The 20,423-nt window shown below is 36.8% G+C and carries 19 protein-coding genes, 1 tRNA gene and 2 pseudogenes; 10 read left to right on the forward strand and 12 right to left on the reverse strand.

Annotated features, from left to right (window positions below; all coding sequences use genetic code 11):
• Positions 1 to 174 precede the first annotated feature (174 nt).
• On the forward strand, positions 175 to 459 hold the full coding sequence (locus tag B2C77_RS17460; RefSeq protein WP_077706204.1) for a DUF4183 domain-containing protein: 285 nt from the start codon (positions 175 to 177) through the stop codon (positions 457 to 459).
• 138 nt (positions 460 to 597) lie between these two features.
• Here B2C77_RS17460 and B2C77_RS17465 read toward each other — a convergent pair whose 3' ends face one another.
• The 4 genes from B2C77_RS17465 to B2C77_RS17475 are packed head-to-tail and all read right to left on the reverse strand — an operon-like array spanning position 598 to position 3,736.
• Positions 598 to 1,911 (reverse strand): alpha/beta hydrolase family protein, encoded by a 1,314-nt coding sequence (locus tag B2C77_RS17465; protein WP_077706205.1) that lies wholly within the window; start codon positions 1,909 to 1,911, stop codon positions 598 to 600.
• Positions 1,912 to 1,969: 58 nt separating this feature from the next.
• Positions 1,970 to 2,116 (reverse strand): hypothetical protein, encoded by a 147-nt coding sequence (locus B2C77_RS21790; RefSeq protein ID WP_164085328.1) that lies wholly within the window; start codon positions 2,114 to 2,116, stop codon positions 1,970 to 1,972.
• 18 nt (positions 2,117 to 2,134) lie between these two features.
• On the reverse strand, positions 2,135 to 3,487 hold the full coding sequence (locus B2C77_RS17470) for a tripartite tricarboxylate transporter permease (RefSeq protein WP_077706206.1): 1,353 nt from the start codon (positions 3,485 to 3,487) through the stop codon (positions 2,135 to 2,137).
• 3 nt (positions 3,488 to 3,490) lie between these two features.
• Positions 3,491 to 3,736, reverse strand: coding sequence for a hypothetical protein (locus tag B2C77_RS17475; RefSeq protein ID WP_077706207.1), 246 nt, complete (start codon positions 3,734 to 3,736; stop codon positions 3,491 to 3,493).
• A 709-nt stretch (positions 3,737 to 4,445) separates the two neighbouring features.
• Between B2C77_RS17475 and B2C77_RS17480 the strand changes: the two are divergent.
• Together B2C77_RS17480 and B2C77_RS17485 are read left to right on the forward strand one after the other, a co-directional pair.
• Positions 4,446 to 4,580 (forward strand): annotated as a pseudogene (locus B2C77_RS17480) (YfhD family protein); the annotation flags it as partial.
• 407 nt (positions 4,581 to 4,987) lie between these two features.
• The gene (locus B2C77_RS17485) at positions 4,988 to 5,440 is read left to right on the forward strand and encodes a YueI family protein (RefSeq protein ID WP_077706209.1); all 453 of its coding nucleotides are present in this window, start codon (positions 4,988 to 4,990) and stop codon (positions 5,438 to 5,440) included.
• A 215-nt stretch (positions 5,441 to 5,655) separates the two neighbouring features.
• On the opposite strand, the gene B2C77_RS17490 is transcribed toward B2C77_RS17485, so the two are convergent.
• Positions 5,656 to 7,149 carry a BCCT family transporter gene (locus tag B2C77_RS17490; protein ID WP_077706210.1) on the reverse strand — a complete coding sequence of 498 codons (1,494 nt, stop codon included), beginning with the start codon at positions 7,147 to 7,149 and terminating at the stop codon, positions 5,656 to 5,658.
• Positions 7,150 to 7,468: 319 nt separating this feature from the next.
• Here B2C77_RS17490 and B2C77_RS17495 point away from each other — a divergent pair, with 319 nt between their 5' ends.
• The 4 genes from B2C77_RS17495 to B2C77_RS17510 all read left to right on the forward strand — a co-directional run bounded on the left by B2C77_RS17495 (position 7,469) and on the right by B2C77_RS17510 (position 11,539).
• The gene (locus B2C77_RS17495; RefSeq protein ID WP_077706211.1) at positions 7,469 to 7,936 is read left to right on the forward strand and encodes a LytTR family DNA-binding domain-containing protein; all 468 of its coding nucleotides are present in this window, start codon (positions 7,469 to 7,471) and stop codon (positions 7,934 to 7,936) included.
• On the forward strand, positions 7,926 to 8,327 hold the full coding sequence (locus tag B2C77_RS17500) for a DUF3021 family protein (protein ID WP_077706212.1): 402 nt from the start codon (positions 7,926 to 7,928) through the stop codon (positions 8,325 to 8,327). Before B2C77_RS17495 ends, B2C77_RS17500 begins: the two co-directional genes overlap by 11 nt.
• A 316-nt stretch (positions 8,328 to 8,643) precedes the next feature.
• A complete protein-coding gene (locus B2C77_RS17505) occupies positions 8,644 to 9,174 on the forward strand; it encodes a type 1 glutamine amidotransferase domain-containing protein (RefSeq protein WP_077706213.1) in 531 nt (176 codons plus the stop codon).
• A 379-nt stretch (positions 9,175 to 9,553) separates the two neighbouring features.
• A complete protein-coding gene (locus B2C77_RS17510) occupies positions 9,554 to 11,539 on the forward strand; it encodes an acetoacetate--CoA ligase (RefSeq protein ID WP_077706214.1) in 1,986 nt (661 codons plus the stop codon).
• 151 nt (positions 11,540 to 11,690) lie between these two features.
• Here B2C77_RS17510 and panF read toward each other — a convergent pair whose 3' ends face one another.
• From panF to B2C77_RS17530, 4 genes are all read right to left on the reverse strand, one after another.
• Positions 11,691 to 13,133: a sodium/pantothenate symporter gene (gene panF / locus B2C77_RS17515; RefSeq protein WP_077706215.1), complete on the reverse strand. Its 1,443-nt coding sequence runs from the start codon at positions 13,131 to 13,133 to the stop codon at positions 11,691 to 11,693.
• The gene (locus tag B2C77_RS17520) at positions 13,130 to 13,402 is read right to left on the reverse strand and encodes a YhdT family protein (RefSeq protein ID WP_414930262.1); all 273 of its coding nucleotides are present in this window, start codon (positions 13,400 to 13,402) and stop codon (positions 13,130 to 13,132) included. Before B2C77_RS17520 ends, panF begins: the two co-directional genes overlap by 4 nt.
• 377 nt (positions 13,403 to 13,779) lie before the next feature.
• Complete coding sequence (locus tag B2C77_RS17525) at positions 13,780 to 15,198, reverse strand: MFS transporter (protein ID WP_077706217.1); 1,419 nt, start codon at positions 15,196 to 15,198, stop codon at positions 13,780 to 13,782.
• A gap of 261 nt (positions 15,199 to 15,459) precedes the next feature.
• Positions 15,460 to 15,765, reverse strand: a complete 306-nt coding sequence (locus tag B2C77_RS17530; protein WP_077706218.1) for a magnetosome magnetite crystal formation protein family — start codon at positions 15,763 to 15,765, stop codon at positions 15,460 to 15,462.
• A 232-nt stretch (positions 15,766 to 15,997) separates the two neighbouring features.
• Here B2C77_RS17530 and B2C77_RS17535 point away from each other — a divergent pair, with 232 nt between their 5' ends.
• Positions 15,998 to 16,501 carry a ferritin gene (locus tag B2C77_RS17535; RefSeq protein ID WP_077706219.1) on the forward strand — a complete coding sequence of 168 codons (504 nt, stop codon included), beginning with the start codon at positions 15,998 to 16,000 and terminating at the stop codon, positions 16,499 to 16,501.
• Between the two features lie 116 nt (positions 16,502 to 16,617).
• Here the strand turns inward: B2C77_RS17535 and B2C77_RS17540 are convergent, their stop codons facing one another.
• On the reverse strand, positions 16,618 to 18,111 hold the full coding sequence (locus B2C77_RS17540) for a peptide MFS transporter (RefSeq protein WP_077706220.1): 1,494 nt from the start codon (positions 18,109 to 18,111) through the stop codon (positions 16,618 to 16,620).
• 326 nt (positions 18,112 to 18,437) lie between these two features.
• On the opposite strand from B2C77_RS17540, the gene B2C77_RS17545 reads away from it, so the two are divergent.
• Positions 18,438 to 18,510: transfer RNA gene (locus B2C77_RS17545), tRNA-Ala, on the forward strand.
• Positions 18,511 to 18,655: 145 nt separating this feature from the next.
• On the opposite strand, the pseudogene B2C77_RS22160 reads toward B2C77_RS17545, so the two are convergent.
• A pseudogene (locus tag B2C77_RS22160) lies at positions 18,656 to 19,092 on the reverse strand (type 1 glutamine amidotransferase family protein).
• Between the two features lie 43 nt (positions 19,093 to 19,135).
• Entirely contained in the window at positions 19,136 to 19,534 is a 399-nt protein-coding gene (locus B2C77_RS17555) for a VOC family protein (protein ID WP_077706221.1), read from the reverse strand.
• 129 nt (positions 19,535 to 19,663) lie between these two features.
• Here B2C77_RS17555 and B2C77_RS17560 point away from each other — a divergent pair, with 129 nt between their 5' ends.
• Positions 19,664 to 20,395, forward strand: coding sequence for a DUF421 domain-containing protein (locus tag B2C77_RS17560; protein WP_077706222.1), 732 nt, complete (start codon positions 19,664 to 19,666; stop codon positions 20,393 to 20,395).
• Positions 20,396 to 20,423: the final 28 nt, after the last annotated feature.

Consider the following 20,423-nt stretch of genomic DNA (forward strand, 5'->3'; position numbering starts at 1 on the left):
ATAAAATCGCTAATAAGCCATGTATAACCCTTTTTACAATGATTCTCTCCAATTAAGCTAAACGTCGCTTCAAAAAAATCACGAAAGCATATTGTATGTAGCAGGGAGTAATTTTGGTATGGACAAATAAGGACATTAAATATAATACTCCCTAAAAAAGTAGGAGGGATCAATATGGCAATTGTTAAACAGTTTATGGGTGCAGAAAGGTTTGTTGCAACCATTGGGGATGGTACAGGTACTGGAGCAACGTTTAATATTCTTGCAACAGATTTCACAGATGATACAGGAGCGGCAGCTACAGCATTTCCAACTGCACCAGCATACTACAATCTGTATCTTAACGGTGTACTTCAAACAGCTGATACGTCATCACTAACTACAACTGAAATAACGATTCCAGATGGTGATACACTTAACCCTGGAGTTCCAGTAGTTGTCGAATGCGTGGTAAACTAAGCCCAAGGAATAAAAGATGGAACAATAGAATTATAGCTAACGAAAATCCGAACTTTCATTCTGCAATTTTCAAAATACTTGCAAGTTCGGATTTTCTTCGTGTCTATATTAGCTATGGTTAATAACTACAAAGCTCATTTAGCTTAAGAAATCATGTTTCATTAAAAAGTCCATTATCCCTTCTAATAACCCATCAGCTAGTGGTAATTCCGAATTTGTATATGTTGCCATATTTTCCTCGCGATCTTTCGGAGCGTCCTTTAATATATGATTCATCTTTTCAAGCAATAATAATTCCGAGTTAGGTGCTGCTTCATGTAAGATGGTAGCTTCATCAGCAGGCACTTGTATGTCGCGCTCTCCTTGAACAATGAAAGTTGGTATTTGTAAATTAGCGATGACTGCTTTAGGATCATGTTTCATCCATGAAATTAAAAAAGGCTGTACGGACGTTCGAAGTAATGGTTGTAATTCAGGCCTCACTTCATTTACCGTTTTTCCTTCTTTTAAACTTTGCAAAATAGCTTCACTTTCTCGAAGTAATTCTTTTGGAAGTTGTGACTGTGCACGTAATTGATCGTATATCCCTTCATCCGAGGGACTACCAAAACCAGCTAGTGAAATAAATACATCCATATCCTTTTCTAAAATAGCAAGCATACCTACTAAAGAGCCTTGACTATGCCCGATAACACCAATTTTAGAAAATCGGTTATCTGCTTCTAATTTGTCTATAAAAGCGGCAGCGTCATCTACAAATTGGTCAAACTGCATATCTCTTTCATTGATGTTTGCTTGACTATTTTTTCCAACCCCTCGTTTGTCATAACGAACTGTAGCAATACCTTGATGTGCTAATCCTTCTGCTAACAGTTTTAAACTATTATTCTTTCCAGCTATACCAATTGTATTACCGTCACGATCTGTTTGCCCAGAGCCAGGAATAATGACCATTACTGGGTAAGGTCCTTTCCCTTTCGGTTTCACTAGCTCAGCAGACAATGTTCCAACAGCTGTTTCTACTTGTAAAAATTCTTCGTCTTTTTCTGCGGTTTGTTTCGCTTTCGCTAATTGAAAGGGAAAAGCTTGGCCATTTTGTTTAAATGTCCCCGTAATTTGATTGGATTCCATTTCCCCTTCAAACGAAATGTACTGATTTTGTACTTTTGTTGTAAAAGTAATCGCTTTCTCCCCATCCTGTTTAACCGTTGTCAAAGGATAATCAAGCAACCCTTGAACGGGAATGCTCATCGTCCCAGATAGCTCACTAGCTTGCTTTTGCAAGGTCACTTCGATGCCTAAGGGCTGATCTGGAATTTCAATTGCGCCTTCATAATATCCAGCAACATCCGCTTTCGCTTCTTTTTCCCTATCTGCTTTATCTGCGGACTCACACGCTGTTAACAGCAACCCAAAAAAAACGACGACGATAACACACCATATTTTCTGCAACAAACCCCTCCCTTTCCCCTTATAAACGAAGCATTATTTATCACATTAAAGATAACAATTAGAAATCACCTCCACCACCTAAGATAGATCCCGCTCTATTATTGAATTTCATTTGTTTAGAAATTCCAACAGCGTCCCTTTCATTTACAAATTCCTTGTGATTTGATAGTCCAATTGCTTTTTCCGTAATTACTTTATTAACCAAGATCGTTTTACTACTTCATTACAAAAACAATGACACGAGCCAAGGTGCTGCATACAACGTCATAAATTGCACCCCATAATTTACTCCTTTACGGTGCAAAAATCCAGCAACAAGTGCCACAACAATAACGCCAGCTATATTTACAATTCCCGCATCCATATAGGCAAGCATAATGACAAGACCAAAGAATACACCTAACATGGCTTCATGCGGAATAAACCGGAATACGAAGGCACAAATTTGCTGTGCATATTTAATCGTAATATAAAACGTGATACTAATAGCGACAATGGACCCAATTAATGTAGCAACAATAAAATCAGACATAGACAACATATGGTGCAGATTATTTTCTTCTGTAAATACTGGTGGCGCATTAAACAAAGGACCACCCGGACCAATTGCTGTAGGAGACAAAGGTAAACCTATAGCAATTAACGGGATAAGCGTCCCAGATAAATAAGCTGCGTTTGTCAGTCCATCCATACTGGATATAGCTCGAGCCGCCTTTTTTACTGGATCTTTTATTCGACTGGTTAACGTTTCGCCAAGGAAAATTGTCATGCCAACAGGACTCATAAAAAAGGTGAGCACTCCTAAGATAGATGAGATCGAAGTTGTACCAATCTCCCTTCTGGTAAGGATTTTAAACGGATTTGGGAATCCTTTTACTTTTTCCGTTCGTCGCATTGCAATATCTTTTTTGCCATAGCGTGGAAGCTTCCTTCTGATCCTTCCATTAAGTAACTCTGCTAATTTTAAAATGACCGGGCCTATGGTTATTCCTAAAAAGAAGGATGTAAATACAGTTTGATCTTCAGGAACGATGCCTGTTTCCCAATAAAACATACGTAAGCCTTGGATCAAAACAGCAAACGGTACAATGGAAAGTAGTGCAATCCAACGATTTTTCGTCATAAGTGCTAAAAAGATGGCACCGCCAAGAAAAATTTGGCTCGCGTATTGCGTGATTTCATCGGATAAGGGAGCGATTAAATTCGCCATTAATAAACTCATAGGTACAGCAATCACAGTACCAATAACGGAACCCGATGCCATTTTTCGAATGCTCAGCTCAGACATGCCATGTTTTTTTAATACCATCGCATGCTCAACCATTGGTGCCGACATTACCCCACCAGGAATTCCGGCAATGGCAACTGGGATAGAATCGGTTAATTTTTTAGCAACAATTGCGGATATAAAAAAGGCTAGAATAACAATGGGTTCAAAACCTGATAGCACTAGTACTAATGTAACCGGCGCCAAGACAGCGGTTTCATCCGTTCCAGGTGCTATTCCAATAATGGTATACAAAATAGATCCTGCCACAGAAGCAGCTATCAATTGAATAATTAATACAGCATCCATTGTCTATTCCTCCTCCTCATCCATATAACGGAAATTTCGTTTCGGTTTAATGAGCAAACTGCTAATAATGAATCCTACAACAGCACCAACTAAGCCAAATATAAGAGGTTTTGGTGGATCATTTGGTGCTATTATATAAGCACCGAGTGTTGTAATCGTAGATATAATAATCGCTATAACGAGATCTTTAATATGTACGAGGTCTTCCCACACCTCAATGTTTTCTTCTTCCTGTCTCTGTTGTGCCATATCGTTTACTCCTTTACTTCAACATAGTATCTGAAATTATATTATACAATGTACAGCTAGATTCTTGAAGTCGTATACATGATAGAAACGCATAAAGATAACTTTCATTTCATACTTTCTTTTTCCTTAAAAACCCTCCCACGTCTATATTAGGCAAAAAGAGGCTGTGGAAAGGTGCAGCTTCTTAGAAAAACTTTGCTTATGGCAAAAGGCGTAGTTTTTTTTCTTATACTATAAACCTTTTAAATTTATGCTTTCCTATAGTGTAAAATAATTATTATTCGATTATCACCATCCCTTTTTATAATTCTTACTGGTTTTGCGTCCTTTAAATCGGTAGTTCCTCTCTCCAACAAACGTTGCATGGGTATTGCCAACTTTAGTAACTGTAGCTACACACATGTACAAAGTGATCTCACATTTTCTGTTCCTCTAAATTGGACGTTCTTTTATCCAGTTAAAATAGTTTCTACATAAAAAATATGACTTGCTATAAATATTTGTACCCGTTTTAGGGAATGATAACGCATAGTACTAGTACTACAAAGTACGCTAACGAATACATTATAGAGGTGAGAAAATGGGACGCGATGAGCATTAGAAAAACTTGGCTTGTCGTCAAGTCTTATGGCGAATGGCATAGTTTTTCTTATACTATAACCCTTAAAACTTTTATACTTTCCTATAGTGTAAAAAATCTAAAAACAGCTTTATGGCACAGACGCCGAAAACTCAAATGACAGACGGAATGGATGTCGAGTTTGCAGAAGAAAACGCAGATCACAATGACCTAGAAGCACAAGAGCGTGCCCGTCAAGCGGATAAACGAGCAAAGCGAAAATAATTCCACAGCACATCAATTTACTGTAAGGAATGCTCCTCACAAAAGGATTGTTGTGGTTATGTTTAATATGGGGCGCCATCATCCTAAAAAGAGAAGGAACCGGCACCCATATACATATCTTCAACAAATGCCCTTGTTTTGAAAACTTTCCTTATTCCCCAGTCTCCTTGAGGAAGCCGTCGTTTTTCTTATACGATAAACAAAAAATTCATGCTTTTCTATAGCGTAAAAAAATAACTATTAACGCTTAAAGCTCGTTACCTATCCAAATTTATTCATTGAAGGAAACAGGCATACACAAACAAGATATTATTCTTCCTATTCATACTTTGTACCCACTTTCTTTGCTTATCCACCTAACCCTTTGTACAATAGAATTATCATAAAAGAAGTGAGGAATATAAATCATGAGCAAGAAAAATGTCGAAGATTATCTCACAGAAGGAATGTATGGAACGAGACTGCCCAAAGATCACGAACGAAAGCAATTTTTAGGCACATTACGTGAACGAATTGTGCTCGCCCTTACCAAGGGACAGGTAATGTCCAATAAAGGATTAGAACAACTCGAAAAAGCAATGAAAGAAAATCCAGAAGCAAAATTAATTATTAACGGTCATGTTTCCTATCGCTTTTTAACAGAGGAAAAGAAAATTGCAGATAAATACGGCATCCCCCACTCTACAATTACCAATGAGGAAGCTGAAGATACAAATATTGGGGCAGTTTTAACTTATGACTATGCCATTGATAAAGAAGAAATATTTATTCAAGAAGAAACAGAGCAAACGAATGATGAAGAGGAAAAAAAAGAAGAAGATGGCTCCTTTTTCACTAAAATAAGAAGCTGGTTTGATTAACAAATTAACTTACTAATATAAGGTAGGTTGTAGAAATTATTTTATTTCTTTTCTACAAGCTACCTTATTTCATGATGCAAAATCATTAAAAATGATCTTTAGCGTCAAGCCTTTTCTAGCCCGTATTTGACTAATTAAAGACGTATCCGTTTTAAAAGACACTCCAGTTTAATTTCACTTTCACTCTCAGGAAAAATTTATGATAAAACTTACAATTATTTTCCTTTTTTCTGTCGATGCTCTGCTCGAGCTGTCTTATAAAACGAAGCAGCCATTAATAGTATCACGATCGAAAAAGGCAATGCAGCAATAATAAGCATGTTTTGCAACCCTTGCGTGCCGCCAAAATAAACAATAATGGCAGCCAAAGCGGATTGCATGACACCCCACATAATCTTTACCGAATTACGGGGATTTAGCGTTCCATTTGTGCTTAGCATCCCTAACACAAAGGTAGCGGAATCGGCAGAAGTAATAAAAAAAATAGCCACAACGAGGAGCGTAATCATTGACATAACAAACCCTAGTGGATATTGCTCTAAAACGCCAAAGGTGGACGTTTCAAGCGAAAACTCAGAAATCTTTGCCATGCCCTTCTGTTCCAAATTCAATGCGGAAACACCAAAAACAGAGAAAAAGATAAAACAAATAATGGATGGTACGGCGAGTACACCAATCATGAACTCCTTTACTGTTCTCCCTTTAGAAATACGTGCAATGAAAATACCGACAAACGGAGCCCATGAAATCCACCAAGCCCAGTAAAAAATCGTCCAATTATTAATCCAAGTTCGTTTGTTTTCATCTTGAGGAGCTAATCGTAAACTCATATCAAAAAAATCCGATACGTAGCTTCCTAATGTATGTGTAAACATGTTCAAAATATCTAAAGTCGGTCCTGCAAAAAACAACAGGAGTAATAACACAACAGCTAACCCCATATTGGCATTGCTCAAATATTTAATTCCTCTTCCAATTCCCGACCAGGAAGAAGCAATAAATAACACCGTTGCCGTACCTAAAATGAGTAGTTGCATCCAAAACGTTGCAGGAGTATTAAATAAAAACGCTAACCCTCCGTTTATTTGCGCTGAACCAAATCCAAGTGTTGCGGCAACACCGATGACTGTCGCAAAAACTGAAAGCACATCAATAACTTTACCAAACATGCCACGCATGCTTTTCTCCCCAAATATTGGCATTAACGTCACACTAATCAGTCCAGGTTGATCTCGATGAAACTTAAAATAAGCCAACACGAGTGCAACAATACCATATACTGCCCACGCATGGATCCCCCAATGAAAAAATGTATACTTTAAACTTTCCCGAATAGCTTCGTCTGAACCAGGTGTCGGTCCAGGCGTACTTTTAAACGCATGAGAAATTGGTTCTGCTGTTGTCCAAAACACGAGTCCTATTCCCATCCCTGCACTAAATAACATCGCAAACCAAGATGGTAAACTGAATTCCGGATCATCTTTTTCTTTACCGAGCTTAATATTTCCATATCTTGAAAAAATAAGATATATACTAAATGCTAATATAACCATAACAGCTAGCAAATAATACCAGCCAAAATAATTGGACACTGCTGCCGTTACATTAGCTGTGAAATCTTCCAAACCTACAGGTGATACCGAACCCCAAATAACAACCGCAATACATATAACTAAAGAATACCAAAATACACTTGTGACATTCTTCATCCATTCACCTCTTCCCTGATTTACGGACCTTTAGCTTTTACTAGCTTTATATATACCCGATTTTGCAATAATTAAACAAATTTTTCATACGAAGAGTACTCATTGAAACGTCTAACACCCATTCTTTAAAAAATTGTTTTAATCATAAATTATACAATTTCAAACATCATTCATGCAATTTTATCCAATCTGCCATTACTTTTTTAAGCTTTTTTTGTACTATAAATGTAAACAATATCGAATACGAACAACGAAAGCGTTTTCCACCATAAATTTTTGGCAATAAAGCATGTTTTATTAACGTAAGGAGGCTACTAATGTGAAGATAATTATTGATATCGATGCCATACATAAGGACACATGCGTTACGATCCAAGCAAAAGAATGGTCTAACGAGCTAAAAGAAATTGTGGATTATTTACAAGACAAAGATGCTGCCCCATCACGATTATTTGCGGTAGATAATGAACAAACAATTTTGTTACACCCACAGAAAATTGATTATATTTATGCTGACAAGAGAAAAATTTTTGCTGCTGTCGGAGATAAACGTTTTGAAATAAGGATGAAATTATACGAAGTTGAAAAAACTTTAAAACATGCACATTTCATGCGCTTTTCAAAGTCTGTTATTGGAAACGTACTTCGAATAGCGTATTTTGAACTACATTTTAATGGCAATCTATGTGTTTATTTTCAATCAGGTAATAAAGAATACGTGAACCATAAATATGTGAAAGCAATTAAAAGAAAACTAATGATGGGTGGAGAAAAAAATGTGGATTGAAGCCATAAAACGTTTAACAGTTGGCGTCGCTATTGCTGGATTAATCACGTTTATCGTGCTTACCGTTATTACCTTTCAAGACATCGAAATATCAATCATGTATTTTTGGAAAAGTGCGCTATCTACGCTATTCATAGCGTCTTACTTTGCATTAGCATCACTTCTATTTGAACGAGAGCATTGGAGTCCATTAAAGCAAACAAGCATTCACTACCTGTTGTCAAATTTATTCTTTTTTCCCATAGCCATTTGGGCAGATTGGCTACATATGTCCATCAAATCATTACTATTCGCTATTGTAATCTTCACTATTATATACACTATCATTTGGATTATTGGCATGTGGATACAAAAAAGAAACGTCTTGCAATTAAATAAGGCAATGAAGTGAAGCTTCATTTATTTTCTATGTCCGAAAGACTTTTAACAAGTTGACTTCCAAACTCTCGAAATGGTGCATCTTATGTCTGGAATAAAAAAACTGTCTTTAGAAAACGAAGGCTTGTCGTCAAAGTTTTTATGGTGAGAAAACGCTGTCGTTTTTAAAAAGATTTTATGCAAGGTAACAGTTTATTTTCATCGTAGTCAGTGATTTATCCAATATACTTACTCATGATGGTTGCCCAAATTCTCTCTTTAATAGCTCCAGCTTTCTTGTAATGCGGTTCGTTTGCTACAATAGTTGTATACGGATACGGAGGGATACAATGCGATTAAAAAACAAACAAGTCATTGCACTTGTAGATCATGACTTTGAAGACTTGGAACTTTGGTATCCAGTCCTGCGTTTACAAGAAGAGGGAGCTACCGTTCATTTAGTAGGTAAGGAAGCTGAAAAAGTATACCATGGGAAATATGGTGTACCAGCTACTTCCGATTTCGCATTCTCTGACGTCTGCGTTGACGACTATGATGCTATTTTAGTCCCTGGAGGTTGGGCACCAGATAAATTGCGACGCTATTCAGAGGTAATTCAAATGGTACAAGCAATGAATGAAAAACAAAAGCCAATCGGACAAATCTGCCATGCTGGATGGGTATTGATTTCAGCGAACATCTTAACCAATAAAAAAGTAACCAGCACTCCTGGCATTAAAGATGATATGATGAATGCAGGGGCTACTTGGATAGATGAGCCTGTCGTTGTTGACGGCCACCTCATTTCAAGTCGTAGACCACCAGACTTACCAGCTTATATGAAAACATTTTGTGATGTTTTAGCAGGCAAAAACCAATAAACAGCCTTCGTTCTTTTAGACAAGATTTATCCAGCAGACCTTCCTAAGCTTGTAGTGGGAGCTTTACAACACGCACTATTGGAATACATGTACATTGTTTTTAATTAGATGATCTATGCATACTCCTGTGAACCAAATACGGTATACAGGAGTATTTTTCCTATTCATATACACTTTACACAAAGAAACCGTTTCCATATAATGAAAGAAAGAATCATCTGATAAAATAAATTTCACATCGAGAAAGAGACAATCTAATATCTCTTGTTTTGTTAATGGAACGAATTGAACGTAGAAGGCTGTGGCTTCCGCTTTATCCTCAGAATTTGGGAAAAGGAAGCCTTACAGCACTTCAAAAAGGGGAACAAGGAGGGGCATGATGAAGGAAGTAAAAGAAGGGGAATTACTATGGGAACCAAGTTCAGAGAGAAAAGCAGCCGCAAAAATAAACAGCTACATGCAATGGCTACATGAACATAAAAATTTGTATTTTCAGGATTATCACAGTTTATGGAATTGGTCTGTAAAAGAAATAAAAGTATTTTGGGAAAGTATTTGGGAGTATTTTGATTTGCAAGCAAAAAAAGACTATCAAACTGTGTTGTCTTCACATCATATGCCAGGAGCAAAATGGTTTCCTGAAGCGACTGTGAACTATACAGAGCATATTTTTCGAAATAGAGGGCATTCGGATCAACCAGCCATCATCCATACCTCTGAACGTAGAAAAGTGTCTGAAATCTCTTGGCACAAACTGTATCAAGATACAATAGCAATACAACAAACATTTAAACGATTGGGCATTCAAAAAGGAGATCGCATCGTTGCTTATATACCAAATATTTACGAAGCTGTCGTTGCCTTTCTAGCTACTGCCAGTCTCGGAGCAGTATGGTCTAGTGCTTCTCCAGATTTCGGCACGCAAAGTGTTATTGATCGTTTTCAACAAATTGAACCGACGTTATTTTTAACGGTGGACGGTTACCAATATGGCGGGAAAACATTTGACAGAACAGAAGTAGCAGCAGAAATTCAATCCAGTCTGCCAACCTTAAAAGCGACGATTGCTATTTCCTATTTAGATGATCAGGCTACCTTTTCCTCATTACAACATGTTGTGCATTGGGAAAAAGCAATCAATCAGGCAGTCAAAGGTGATATTGAATATACACATGTTGCGTTCAATGATCCTTTATGGGTACTCTTTTCTTCTGGAACGACTGGAAAACCAAAGCCTATCGTTCACAGCCAAGGCGGTATTTTATTAGAACATTTTAAAGCATTGACACTTCATGCTGACCTTGGAGAAAGTGACCGCTTTTTTTGGTTTACCACAACGGGTTGGATGATGTGGAACTTTCTAGTAGGCGGACTACTGACAGGAAGTACGATTATTTTATATGACGGAAATCCTGCTTACCCTTCGAAAGAAAGATTATGGAAATTAGCGGAAGAAACGAAAATGACAGTGTTTGGAACAAGTGCAAGTTATATTACAGCTTGCATGAAGGACGCTATAAAACCGTATCAACAATATGACTTGAGTCATTTAAAGAACATCAGCTCCACCGGATCTCCACTTCCACCTGAAGGTTTTCTATGGTGTTATGAAAATGTAAAAAAAGATTTGTGGATTGCTTCTGCCAGCGGTGGTACGGATGTATGTACGGCGTTTATTCTCGGCGTGCCTACTTTACCAGTCTATGCTGGCGAATTGCAGTGCCGTGGCTTAGGGGCTAAAATTGAAGCTTTTGATGATAATGGTATGCCTCTTATTGAGGAAGTTGGTGAACTTGTCTTAACAGAACCTTTTCCTTCCATGCCAATCTATTTTTGGAATGATCCAGAAGGGGAACGTTTAAGAGAAAGCTATTTTGACATGTTCTCAGGTATATGGCGACATGGCGATTATTTAAAAATAACGGAACGAGACACGTGCGTCATCTATGGAAGATCAGATGCAACTATTAATCGCGGTGGCGTGCGTATTGGAACGAGTGAAATATATCGAGCAGTTGATCGCATTCCAGACATTGAGGATAGTTTAATTGTAGATATTCCTAGTCCAGACAGTGATTCATTTGTTCCTTTATTCGTCGTTATGAAAGATGGATATCCATTAACAGATGACCTAAAACGGAAAATCAACCAACATATTCGCGCCCATTGCTCTCCACGCCACGTTCCTACTGCTATATATGAAGTACCAGATTTACCAAGAACGTTAAACGGTAAAAAACTAGAGATTCCCGTAAAGAAGATTTTACAAGGAAAACCGATGGAACAAATTGTTAACAAAGGGTCTTTGCACAATGCAAGTGCATTGGATGCATTCTTTCAGTTTAAAGAAAAAATGAAGATTTAAACATAGAAGCCCCCTTATCTATTTGAAAAACTTGACTTGTCTTCAAGTTTGTGGCGAAGCCTTTGTTTTTCTTATACTATAAACCATAAAATAAGGGGGCTAATTCTTGATAGCCACTTGCAAGGGATTAACACGCGAATCTAACTAGCAATTATAACACACGCATCCTCGCTGTTTGCTTTTGCGTAAGTAAGCTAACCACGACATAAACAAAGAAAGAAACGACGACTGGCATAACAACCGAATGGAGACCGAACGGCTGTGGAAAGAATAGATCAGAGATGATATACAATCCTACGCCAGTAACCATGGATGCAAGCGCGCCATATTTATTGCCTTTTTGCCAATACAATCCAAGCACAATCGGCCAAATAAATGCTGCCTCCAAGCCACCAAAAGCAAATAGATTTAACCAAATAATTAGGTCAGGCGGGTTTAAAGCCATCAAGTAGATAATTACACCAAGTAAAGCCGTAATCCCTATGCTTAAACGTTTAATCGTCTGTTGAGAGGCATCTGGCTTCACATAGTTTAAGTACACATCCTTCACGATCGTTGAGCTTACTAGAAGTAATAACGAATCTACCGTTGACATAATCGCTGCCATAGGGGCAGCAAGTACAATTCCTGCCAACCAATTTGGCATCACTTCTAAAGCAATTAATGGCATCACCTTATCACCAACTTCAATGCCTGGTAAGATAGGCCTAGCAAAAACACCGATTAAATGCATATTAAGCATAATAAACCCTACTACAACGGTACCAATAATAATTGCACGATGCATCGATCGAGCGTTTTTGTAAGACATAGCTCGTACAGCAATTTGTGGTAAAGCAACCACACCTACACCAACTAGAATCCAAAATGAGGATACATAAGTAGGTGTTAATTGCCCTTCGGAACCATAAGGGGTAATTAGATTCGGGTTTTCAGCAGTTAAATCAGCAATAAGTGCTGGGACTCCACCACCTGCGATAATAACTGCAATGAGCAAAATAAGTGTACCACCAAACATGATACTTCCTTGGATCGCATCTGTTAATGCTACAGCTCGAAATCCGCCAACCGTAACATAAATTAATACAGCTACAGCAAAAATGAATAATGCACTCATATAGTCAATTCCAATAAGCGATTCAATTAATCTTGCACCGCCAATCCATTGCGCAGCCATAGCTGAAAATAAGAAAATAATAATACTAAGTGCCGAGAAAATAACGACCCACTTAGATTGATAGCGTGCCTTTAAGAAATCCACCATCGTTAAAGCTTTATACTTTCTAGTAACAACAGCAAATTTCTTTCCCAAAATCATTAAAACAAAGTAACCAGTTGCTACTTGCGACATGGCGAGTAACACCCAACCAAGCCCTTCATTATAAGCTGTTCCAGGTCCACCAATAAAACTGCTTGCACTCCCATACGTTGCGGTCATTGTCATAGCGAGCACGAATCCCCCGAGACTTCTGCCACCTAAAAAGTAATCCTGTGCAAAATTAGTAGATGACTTTAAGTAGCCGCCTGCCCATATTCCTGCTCCAAAAATAATAATAAGTATTGCAATTAGCGGTATGAGTGATTCCCAATTCATTCTTCTTCCATCTCCTCATCAAATGGAATGGCTACGAAATATTTCTTTACAATGACTGTTACAAGCACAGCCATAACAATAAATCCAAGGATACAGCTATAGAAGAACCATGCAGGGAAGCCGAGAATATATGTATATTGATCAGGTTCTTTCTTACCCAAGCCATAAGCGAAAGCGAACCACCATGTAAAATTAAAAATAACCAAACCTACGCCTATCCATGCTTCTCGATTGGCGATTTTTTCATGCTGCTTCTTCAAAAACTTCACTCCTTATACGTTTCTACAATTTTCATTAACAATAATATATCGTAATTATTTCATGAATGTAAAGAATGGAAAAGATAGATGTCTTAGAAACGTGTTTTTAATAATAGACAGTTTAAAGTTCCGATTTATTATCATTTTTAATCCCTTTCCGTTTATTACATTTTATACTTCTTTACAGACAATTTGCTAGCCATATTTACTATTTTCCAGTGGACTGTTCATTTCTACTCATACCTAAGAAGGCCACAGTGCAAATCACTGTGGCCAATGAAATTAGATTCTTCCCATCTCTATAAAGCTTTGTCTACTAAAAAAATTAACCTTTACCAAATTGCTTATATATCTAATCGCTATCGTCTTTCCTACAAGCCCTACATTTATCCTATTTTCTTCGATATACGAAACGTACTAACAAGCGCAATCATTGTAATAACAGTTAGTGCAAAAAAAACATCAGAATAATGAGGCACATGTGAATCATAAATAGGATTAATGGCATTCTCCCCTTTACGACGTAAGGCTAAGAAAGTACCCATCAACGCTGAACCTACACCTGTACCTAAGAATAAAGCGCCTTGGAATAATCCCATTCCTACTCCTACCTGTTCCTTGTTCAATGTAGATACGGCAAAGTTATTCGCAGGAGAATTTATAAGCGCATAAGCAATCCCACTTCCTAGCACGCCCATCGATAACGTGATAGGAGACCCTCCTGAAAAAGTGGAGAGAAAGAACGTAGAGCCACCCATACATAGCAGACCAGCTATTAAGAGAAATTCATGTTTTATACGGTCAGATAATCTTCCTATAATTGGTGATAAAATGGCAACAGCTGCTCCTCCTGGTAACAGGAGCATTCCAGCCTCACCGGGTGAAAATCCATTTACTTCCACAACTAACAGGGGAATAAATACAAGAATAGGAAAATAAGCAAACATGGATAAAAAAATGATGAGCACAGAACGAACATACGCACGATTTTTTAACAAGATTGGTGGAATAAATGGATTACTAGCAGTCCTTATTCGTATGGTTAAAATAACTAAAGCGACGAACGATACACCTAAACATACCATGGTTAAATAGGAAGTTAAACCTTGATTTTCAGATAAAGTAATCCCTAGCAAAAAGAAACCTATCATTAGACCTAGAGAAATACCACCTATGACATCAAATGTTTTGTTTTTTTCACTCTCTAAAGGATAGATTTTTTGCATGGAAATTTGTGCACTTATTGCAATAAGTATCCCTAAAGTAAATGTTATCCAAAATAAAGCTTTCCAACCTAGCCATTGTCCGACGAGTCCTCCAAAAATCGGACCACCGGCAGTTCCGATGCCAATGCTGCCAGCAACAATTCCTAAAACGATACCACGTTGACCTGGTGGGTACACTCTAGAAATAACGATAATAGAAACAACGGACACAGAAGCCATTCCAGCACCTTGAATCATTCTTCCAATTACTAACATGTTTAGCTCCGTCGCAAGAGCAGCAATAAGATTACCTAATGTTAAAATTAAAACACCAATAGTAAACAACTTTCTTGCCTCTACAAAATCGGCAATACGTCCATAAAAAGGAATGGCTATTGCCAAAACAAGTGCAACACCACCAACTATCCAACTCGTTTGAGCTTCAGATGCCCCTAAGTCATTGCCAATCAAACCTAATACAGGCGTAACCATATCGACAGTAACTCCAGATAATAACACAGAGAATGCTAAAGTCAGGATTAACAAAACATTTTTTCCGTGTTTTTGCGCGCTTTGATTATGATTCAATTGTTCATTCATTATTTTTCCTCCTAAATAGTGTAATTTACAATTTTAGGAGGAATTTTCTATTGTTTTAACCACTTCTAACACTCCTGAGATGACAATATAAGTACTTCGCTCTTTTTCAAACTAAAGCTATCATACCATAAAAAAAATCCAAAAAACAAAGCGTTGATTTATATGTTTCTTATATTGCAAAATATGAAAAAGGAATGATGTAAAGTATCTTTACATCATTCCCATTATTTTCCAGTGAAACACCAAGCCATTCTTCTTTGTCTAAACTCTAGAACTTCCTTGCAAAACTTTAACCCCTTTAACTAAATTGAGAATAAAATAATATGCATTTATAACCACTACTGTTGCTATCGCTAAGGTTGTCACATTTTCATTTAAGTTACTTATCAAAAGAGCAATGAATGCTCCAATAACCGTTATCGCAGGAATTAAATGTATAAATAAAGCACTTTTAGCATGGTTTTTAATACCTTTATCTGATAAGAAATAAACAACAATGGGAAAAATAAACGGAGCAAAAAATACGCTAAAATAACAAAGTGAAGATAAGATATGTTCGGATTTCATTGTCATTTCACCTCATCGATTGATTTGATAAATTTATATTACCATAAAAACAGGCAAAATTATCTTACAATGTCGAAAGATTGATATAACATTTCATCTACCTTTAACACATTTCCATTATGATGAAGGAGATGTTTTTTTGTTTTAAAGAGAAATCTCACACGATATTTTAGAACATCATTTTCATTGGGGCATAACCTATTATAGTTATGTAAATATGGAGGGATATAATATGGTAAAAGAAGAAGTTCAGCAACTATTGAATCAACTCATTCAGATTGAGCATATATCAACAACTTTGTATTTAGCTATGTCAGCCTATTTAGATCGTAAAAATTACACTGGTATGGCAAGGTGGTTACGGTTGCAATCGGAAGAAGAGAGAACACATATGCTAACTTTAATTGATTATTTAACTGGAAAAGACGGCATTGTTAAGCTAAGTGATGTTCCTCAACAACCAAGTGATTTCGGAACGCCACTTGAAACTTTTGAAAGCGTTCTTGAACATGAGCAATATGTAACAAACGCTTATCGACAGGCTTATGATTATATAACACAAGTGGATCCACAAACAACTGTTATCGTTCTAGAGTTTTTAAGGGAACAAATTGATGAAGAAGCGCAAGCATTAACGATTGTAGAACGATTGAAATTGGCAAACAATAATCCATCAGCATTATTACTTATGGATCAAGAATTAGGTCAAAGACAAAATGCAGGAGGTACTGCATAATTGTAAACCAGTCGTATCATATCGGACTCGCGCACTCCAAATTGGGTTGATCTGTGCAGAATAAATGTCACCTGTCTCATTATAGATAAAATATCTTCATGAGACAGGTGTAAATCTTAACGAATCCCTCTCATAAACTGTTGAATTTTTGGTGACATTAAAAGTAAAATTACTCCTAACAAAATTGCAGCCCCGCCAATAACACCAAAATAAATAATTTCTGTAGCTGGCTGATAAAGTTTCACAATTTGCGCATTAATTGCTTGAGCAGAAGCGTTTGATAAAAACCACAGACTCATTGTTTGGGCTGAAAATGCAACTGGTGCAAGCTTGGTAGTTGCCGATAAACCGACAGGCGATAAACATAGTTCACCAATAACAACGAGTAAAAAGCTAAGCACTAGCCAGATGGGATTCACTAACGTTTCCGTTCCATTAATAGCTGCTGGAATAATCATGACTAAGAAAGATAGCCCAGCAAAAAACAGACCGAGAGAAAACTTTTTAGAAGTGGATGGCTGTCGTTCGCCCATCTTAATCCATAATCCCGCAAATACAGGCGCCAAAACAACAATAAATAATGGGTTTAACGATTGAAACCACGATGAGTGTAGCTCTATACCTAGAAATTCCAATTGTGTCCGTTTGTCTGCATATTCTGCTAGAATGATAGATCCTTGCTCCTGTATTGCCCAAAACATGATCGCGGCAATGAATAAAGGAATATAAGCAAGCAGACGTGATTTTTCATCTTCATTTGTTTTAGGGCTACGATACATGACAATAAAGTATATGGTAGGAATAAGAATTCCGAGTATGCTTACAAGGTAAGTAAATCGGTTAATTGTTAATATGCCTGTCGATATAGTAACAAAACCTAATATAATAATAAAGATAACTCCAATAGTCATTTGTCCAAACACTTTTTTCTTTTCATCTTTAGCGAGTGGATTAGGTACATACGTTCCGGCTAAACCGAGGTATTTCTTTTTTGTAATTACAAAAACAATGAGACCTAATAACATACCTATTGCTGCTACACCGAAGCCTAAATGAAAATTGTATTCTTGGCCTAATGTACCAACAATTAAAGGTGCAATTAACGCCCCCATATTTATACCCATATAAAAAATACTAAATGCTGAGTCGCGTCTTACATCCGATAAGCGGTAAAGATCACCAACTACACTAGAGACGTTCGGCTTCAACAAGCCTGTACCCATAATAATTAAAAACATAGATAAAAATAATCCTGTTACCCCAGCAGGTAACGCTAATACAATGTGACCAACCATAATTAATACGCCACCATAAAACACCGTTTGCTGTGTTCCTAGTAGCCTATCAGCAATCCATCCTCCGATAATTCCTGACATATACACAAGTGATCCGTAAATTGCCATAATGGATTTAGCAGTATCATCAGCGATACCTAATCCACCACTTGCAATCTCGGTATACATGTAATAAAGTAACAGCGCGCGCATTCCATAATAGGAAAAACGTTCCCAAAATTCGGTGAAGAAAAGTGTAAACAAACCTTTTGGATGACCAAAAAACCCCGTCTGGGGGACACTATTTACAATTTCTTCTTTACTATGTGCTGACATGATTCAAACTCCTTCAGAATAGACTGATAATTTTTCTTCAAGATGTTTTTATGGTACTCCTCACATTTTTAAACGTCAAATGGCGAAAAATTATGATATTTAAAGTGAAGTTGTTTCATATCTTCATTTGTAAAAAGCTTGTCTATCTTTGTTTTGACAATTATTCAGAGAGTTTCAAGAAAGCTCCTCCATTCGCTTAGATATCACTTTTCTGTATACATATCGTTCACCAATTCGTCATTTATAAATATTTTGTCAGTATTTCTTGATTTATACACTTGAAATAATATACGCAATTATTTATAATAAGATTTGTGTCTATACTGGGGGTCATAGCTCAGCTGGGAGAGCGCTACGCTGGCAGCGTAGAGGTCAGGGGTTCGATCCCCCTTGACTCCATTAATAAAAAGGGGCGCAGTAATATTACTTACTGCATCCCTTTTGCCATAATATGAAGAATGTGATAGTATAGTCCAGCTCTTTCTAATCTATTTGTTACATCCCTTATTTCTTCTGACTTTTGCCCCCTCACTTATTACAAAAATCACCCCAAGTATGGGTTTCTATAATTTTTACTATATTTATAAAAGCCATGCCTATTCATATACACCATTTTCTTCCTATTCTCTGGCGTATCAAAATGAATCAATTCTAAAACTAAATTGGTAAACTCCATAGAACCGTTTTATTTGCGACCAAATTTTTATCTTTTATTGCTTGTTGCTCTAGAAAACTGCCCTCAGGATGATAATTTTCATAATCATTCCATATGTAAACTGAATTACCAGTATGGTTATAATTGTTTAAAACCCATTTTTCTCCAAAAAATCAACTGCACCACATATAGCTCCTATTGAATTTACAGTAGCCTCTAACGATATAGTATGAACGTTCCAGTCCTCTCGTTGATTTAATGCACTGCTAAATGAGCACCTTCCCAATCTGCAACTCCTCTAATATAAGAAATAACGCCCTATTCATAATCCAATTTCCCTTCGAACAAAATTTGCCAAATTTCATGGAACTATTCAGGGGCTACTAGCTCCACTTTTATTCGATCTGGGTCCTCAAAGTATACAGCATAGTGGTCATCTCCACCAGCAAATGGATGCTGCTTTTTATACAGTATAGCAATTCCTTTATTTTTTAATTTCTCCGTCATATCATCTACGTGTTGACGTGAATCAGCATAAAATGCAAGATGATTTAAACCAACTCGACATCTATGATAAGTCACATCCAGACATCGTTCTTCTGCTTGTACAAAAACGATGTATGTATCACCTTTTTTCCAGCTTTGTCCACTTTCCCACTTTTGAAAAGAACGGTATCCTAATTCCTCCAGATACCACCCCCAAAACTTAGTGGATGTTTTTAAATTAGAGACATATAACTCTATATGGTGAATAAGCCCTTTTGACAAAAAGTCCACCCCCAACATCTTCCAATTTTAATCCGTTTCATGAAAATAATATTATTTTAGTTGGCATGTAAATAATTATACATTTTCGTGTCATATTAAAGGGTAAAGTGTTCTAAATGAGGTGAGATAATGGAATATGCATTAGAACTATTAAAGATTTTAGGACGAGTTGCGACCATTTTGCCACTAGCACTATTTGCAACACTTTTTATGGGAAAACGCTCCATAGGAGAATTGCCGGTGTTTGATTTCTTAGTTATTTTAACTTTGGGTTCTGTAGTTGGTGCTGATATTGCAGACCCAGAGATAAATCATATTTATACAGCTATTGCAATTGTAGCAATTGCTTTACTTCAAAAAATAGTGGCAACGTGGAAAATCAACAATCGTAAAATAGGCCGCTTGTTAACATTTGAACCTACAATGGTCATTTATCAAGGACAATTTTTAGTGAAGGAAATGAAAAAAATACAGTATCCCATTGATACTATTTTACAAATGTTACGAGCACAACAAATTTTTAATGTAAAGGATGTTGAAATAGCTATCGTTGAAGCAAATGGTTATTTATCTATTAAATTATATCCTGAAAAGGAAGCTGCACGTGTCGAACATATTCTAACGCAACAAAGAAGTTCCGCTAAGGGGATTGATGTACCAGTTGTTATTGATGGAACAATCTACAAACACGTTCTTTCTTCGAGAAATTTAAATACAACTTGGCTTTATCAAGAATTGGAAAGAAAAAATATTTTTGATGTAAATGATGTCTTTTATGCAGCTGTTAACGATCTGAATGAACTCCATGTTAGCATAAAAAACACAAATAATTCAGAAAACCTTCCACCTATTCTACATTAGAAAGCTTGGCTTATTACCAAGTAACTAT

The sequence above is a fragment of the Virgibacillus dokdonensis genome (genome assembly GCF_900166595.1).
Taxonomy (GTDB): Bacteria; Bacillota; Bacilli; order Bacillales; family Amphibacillaceae; genus Virgibacillus; species Virgibacillus dokdonensis.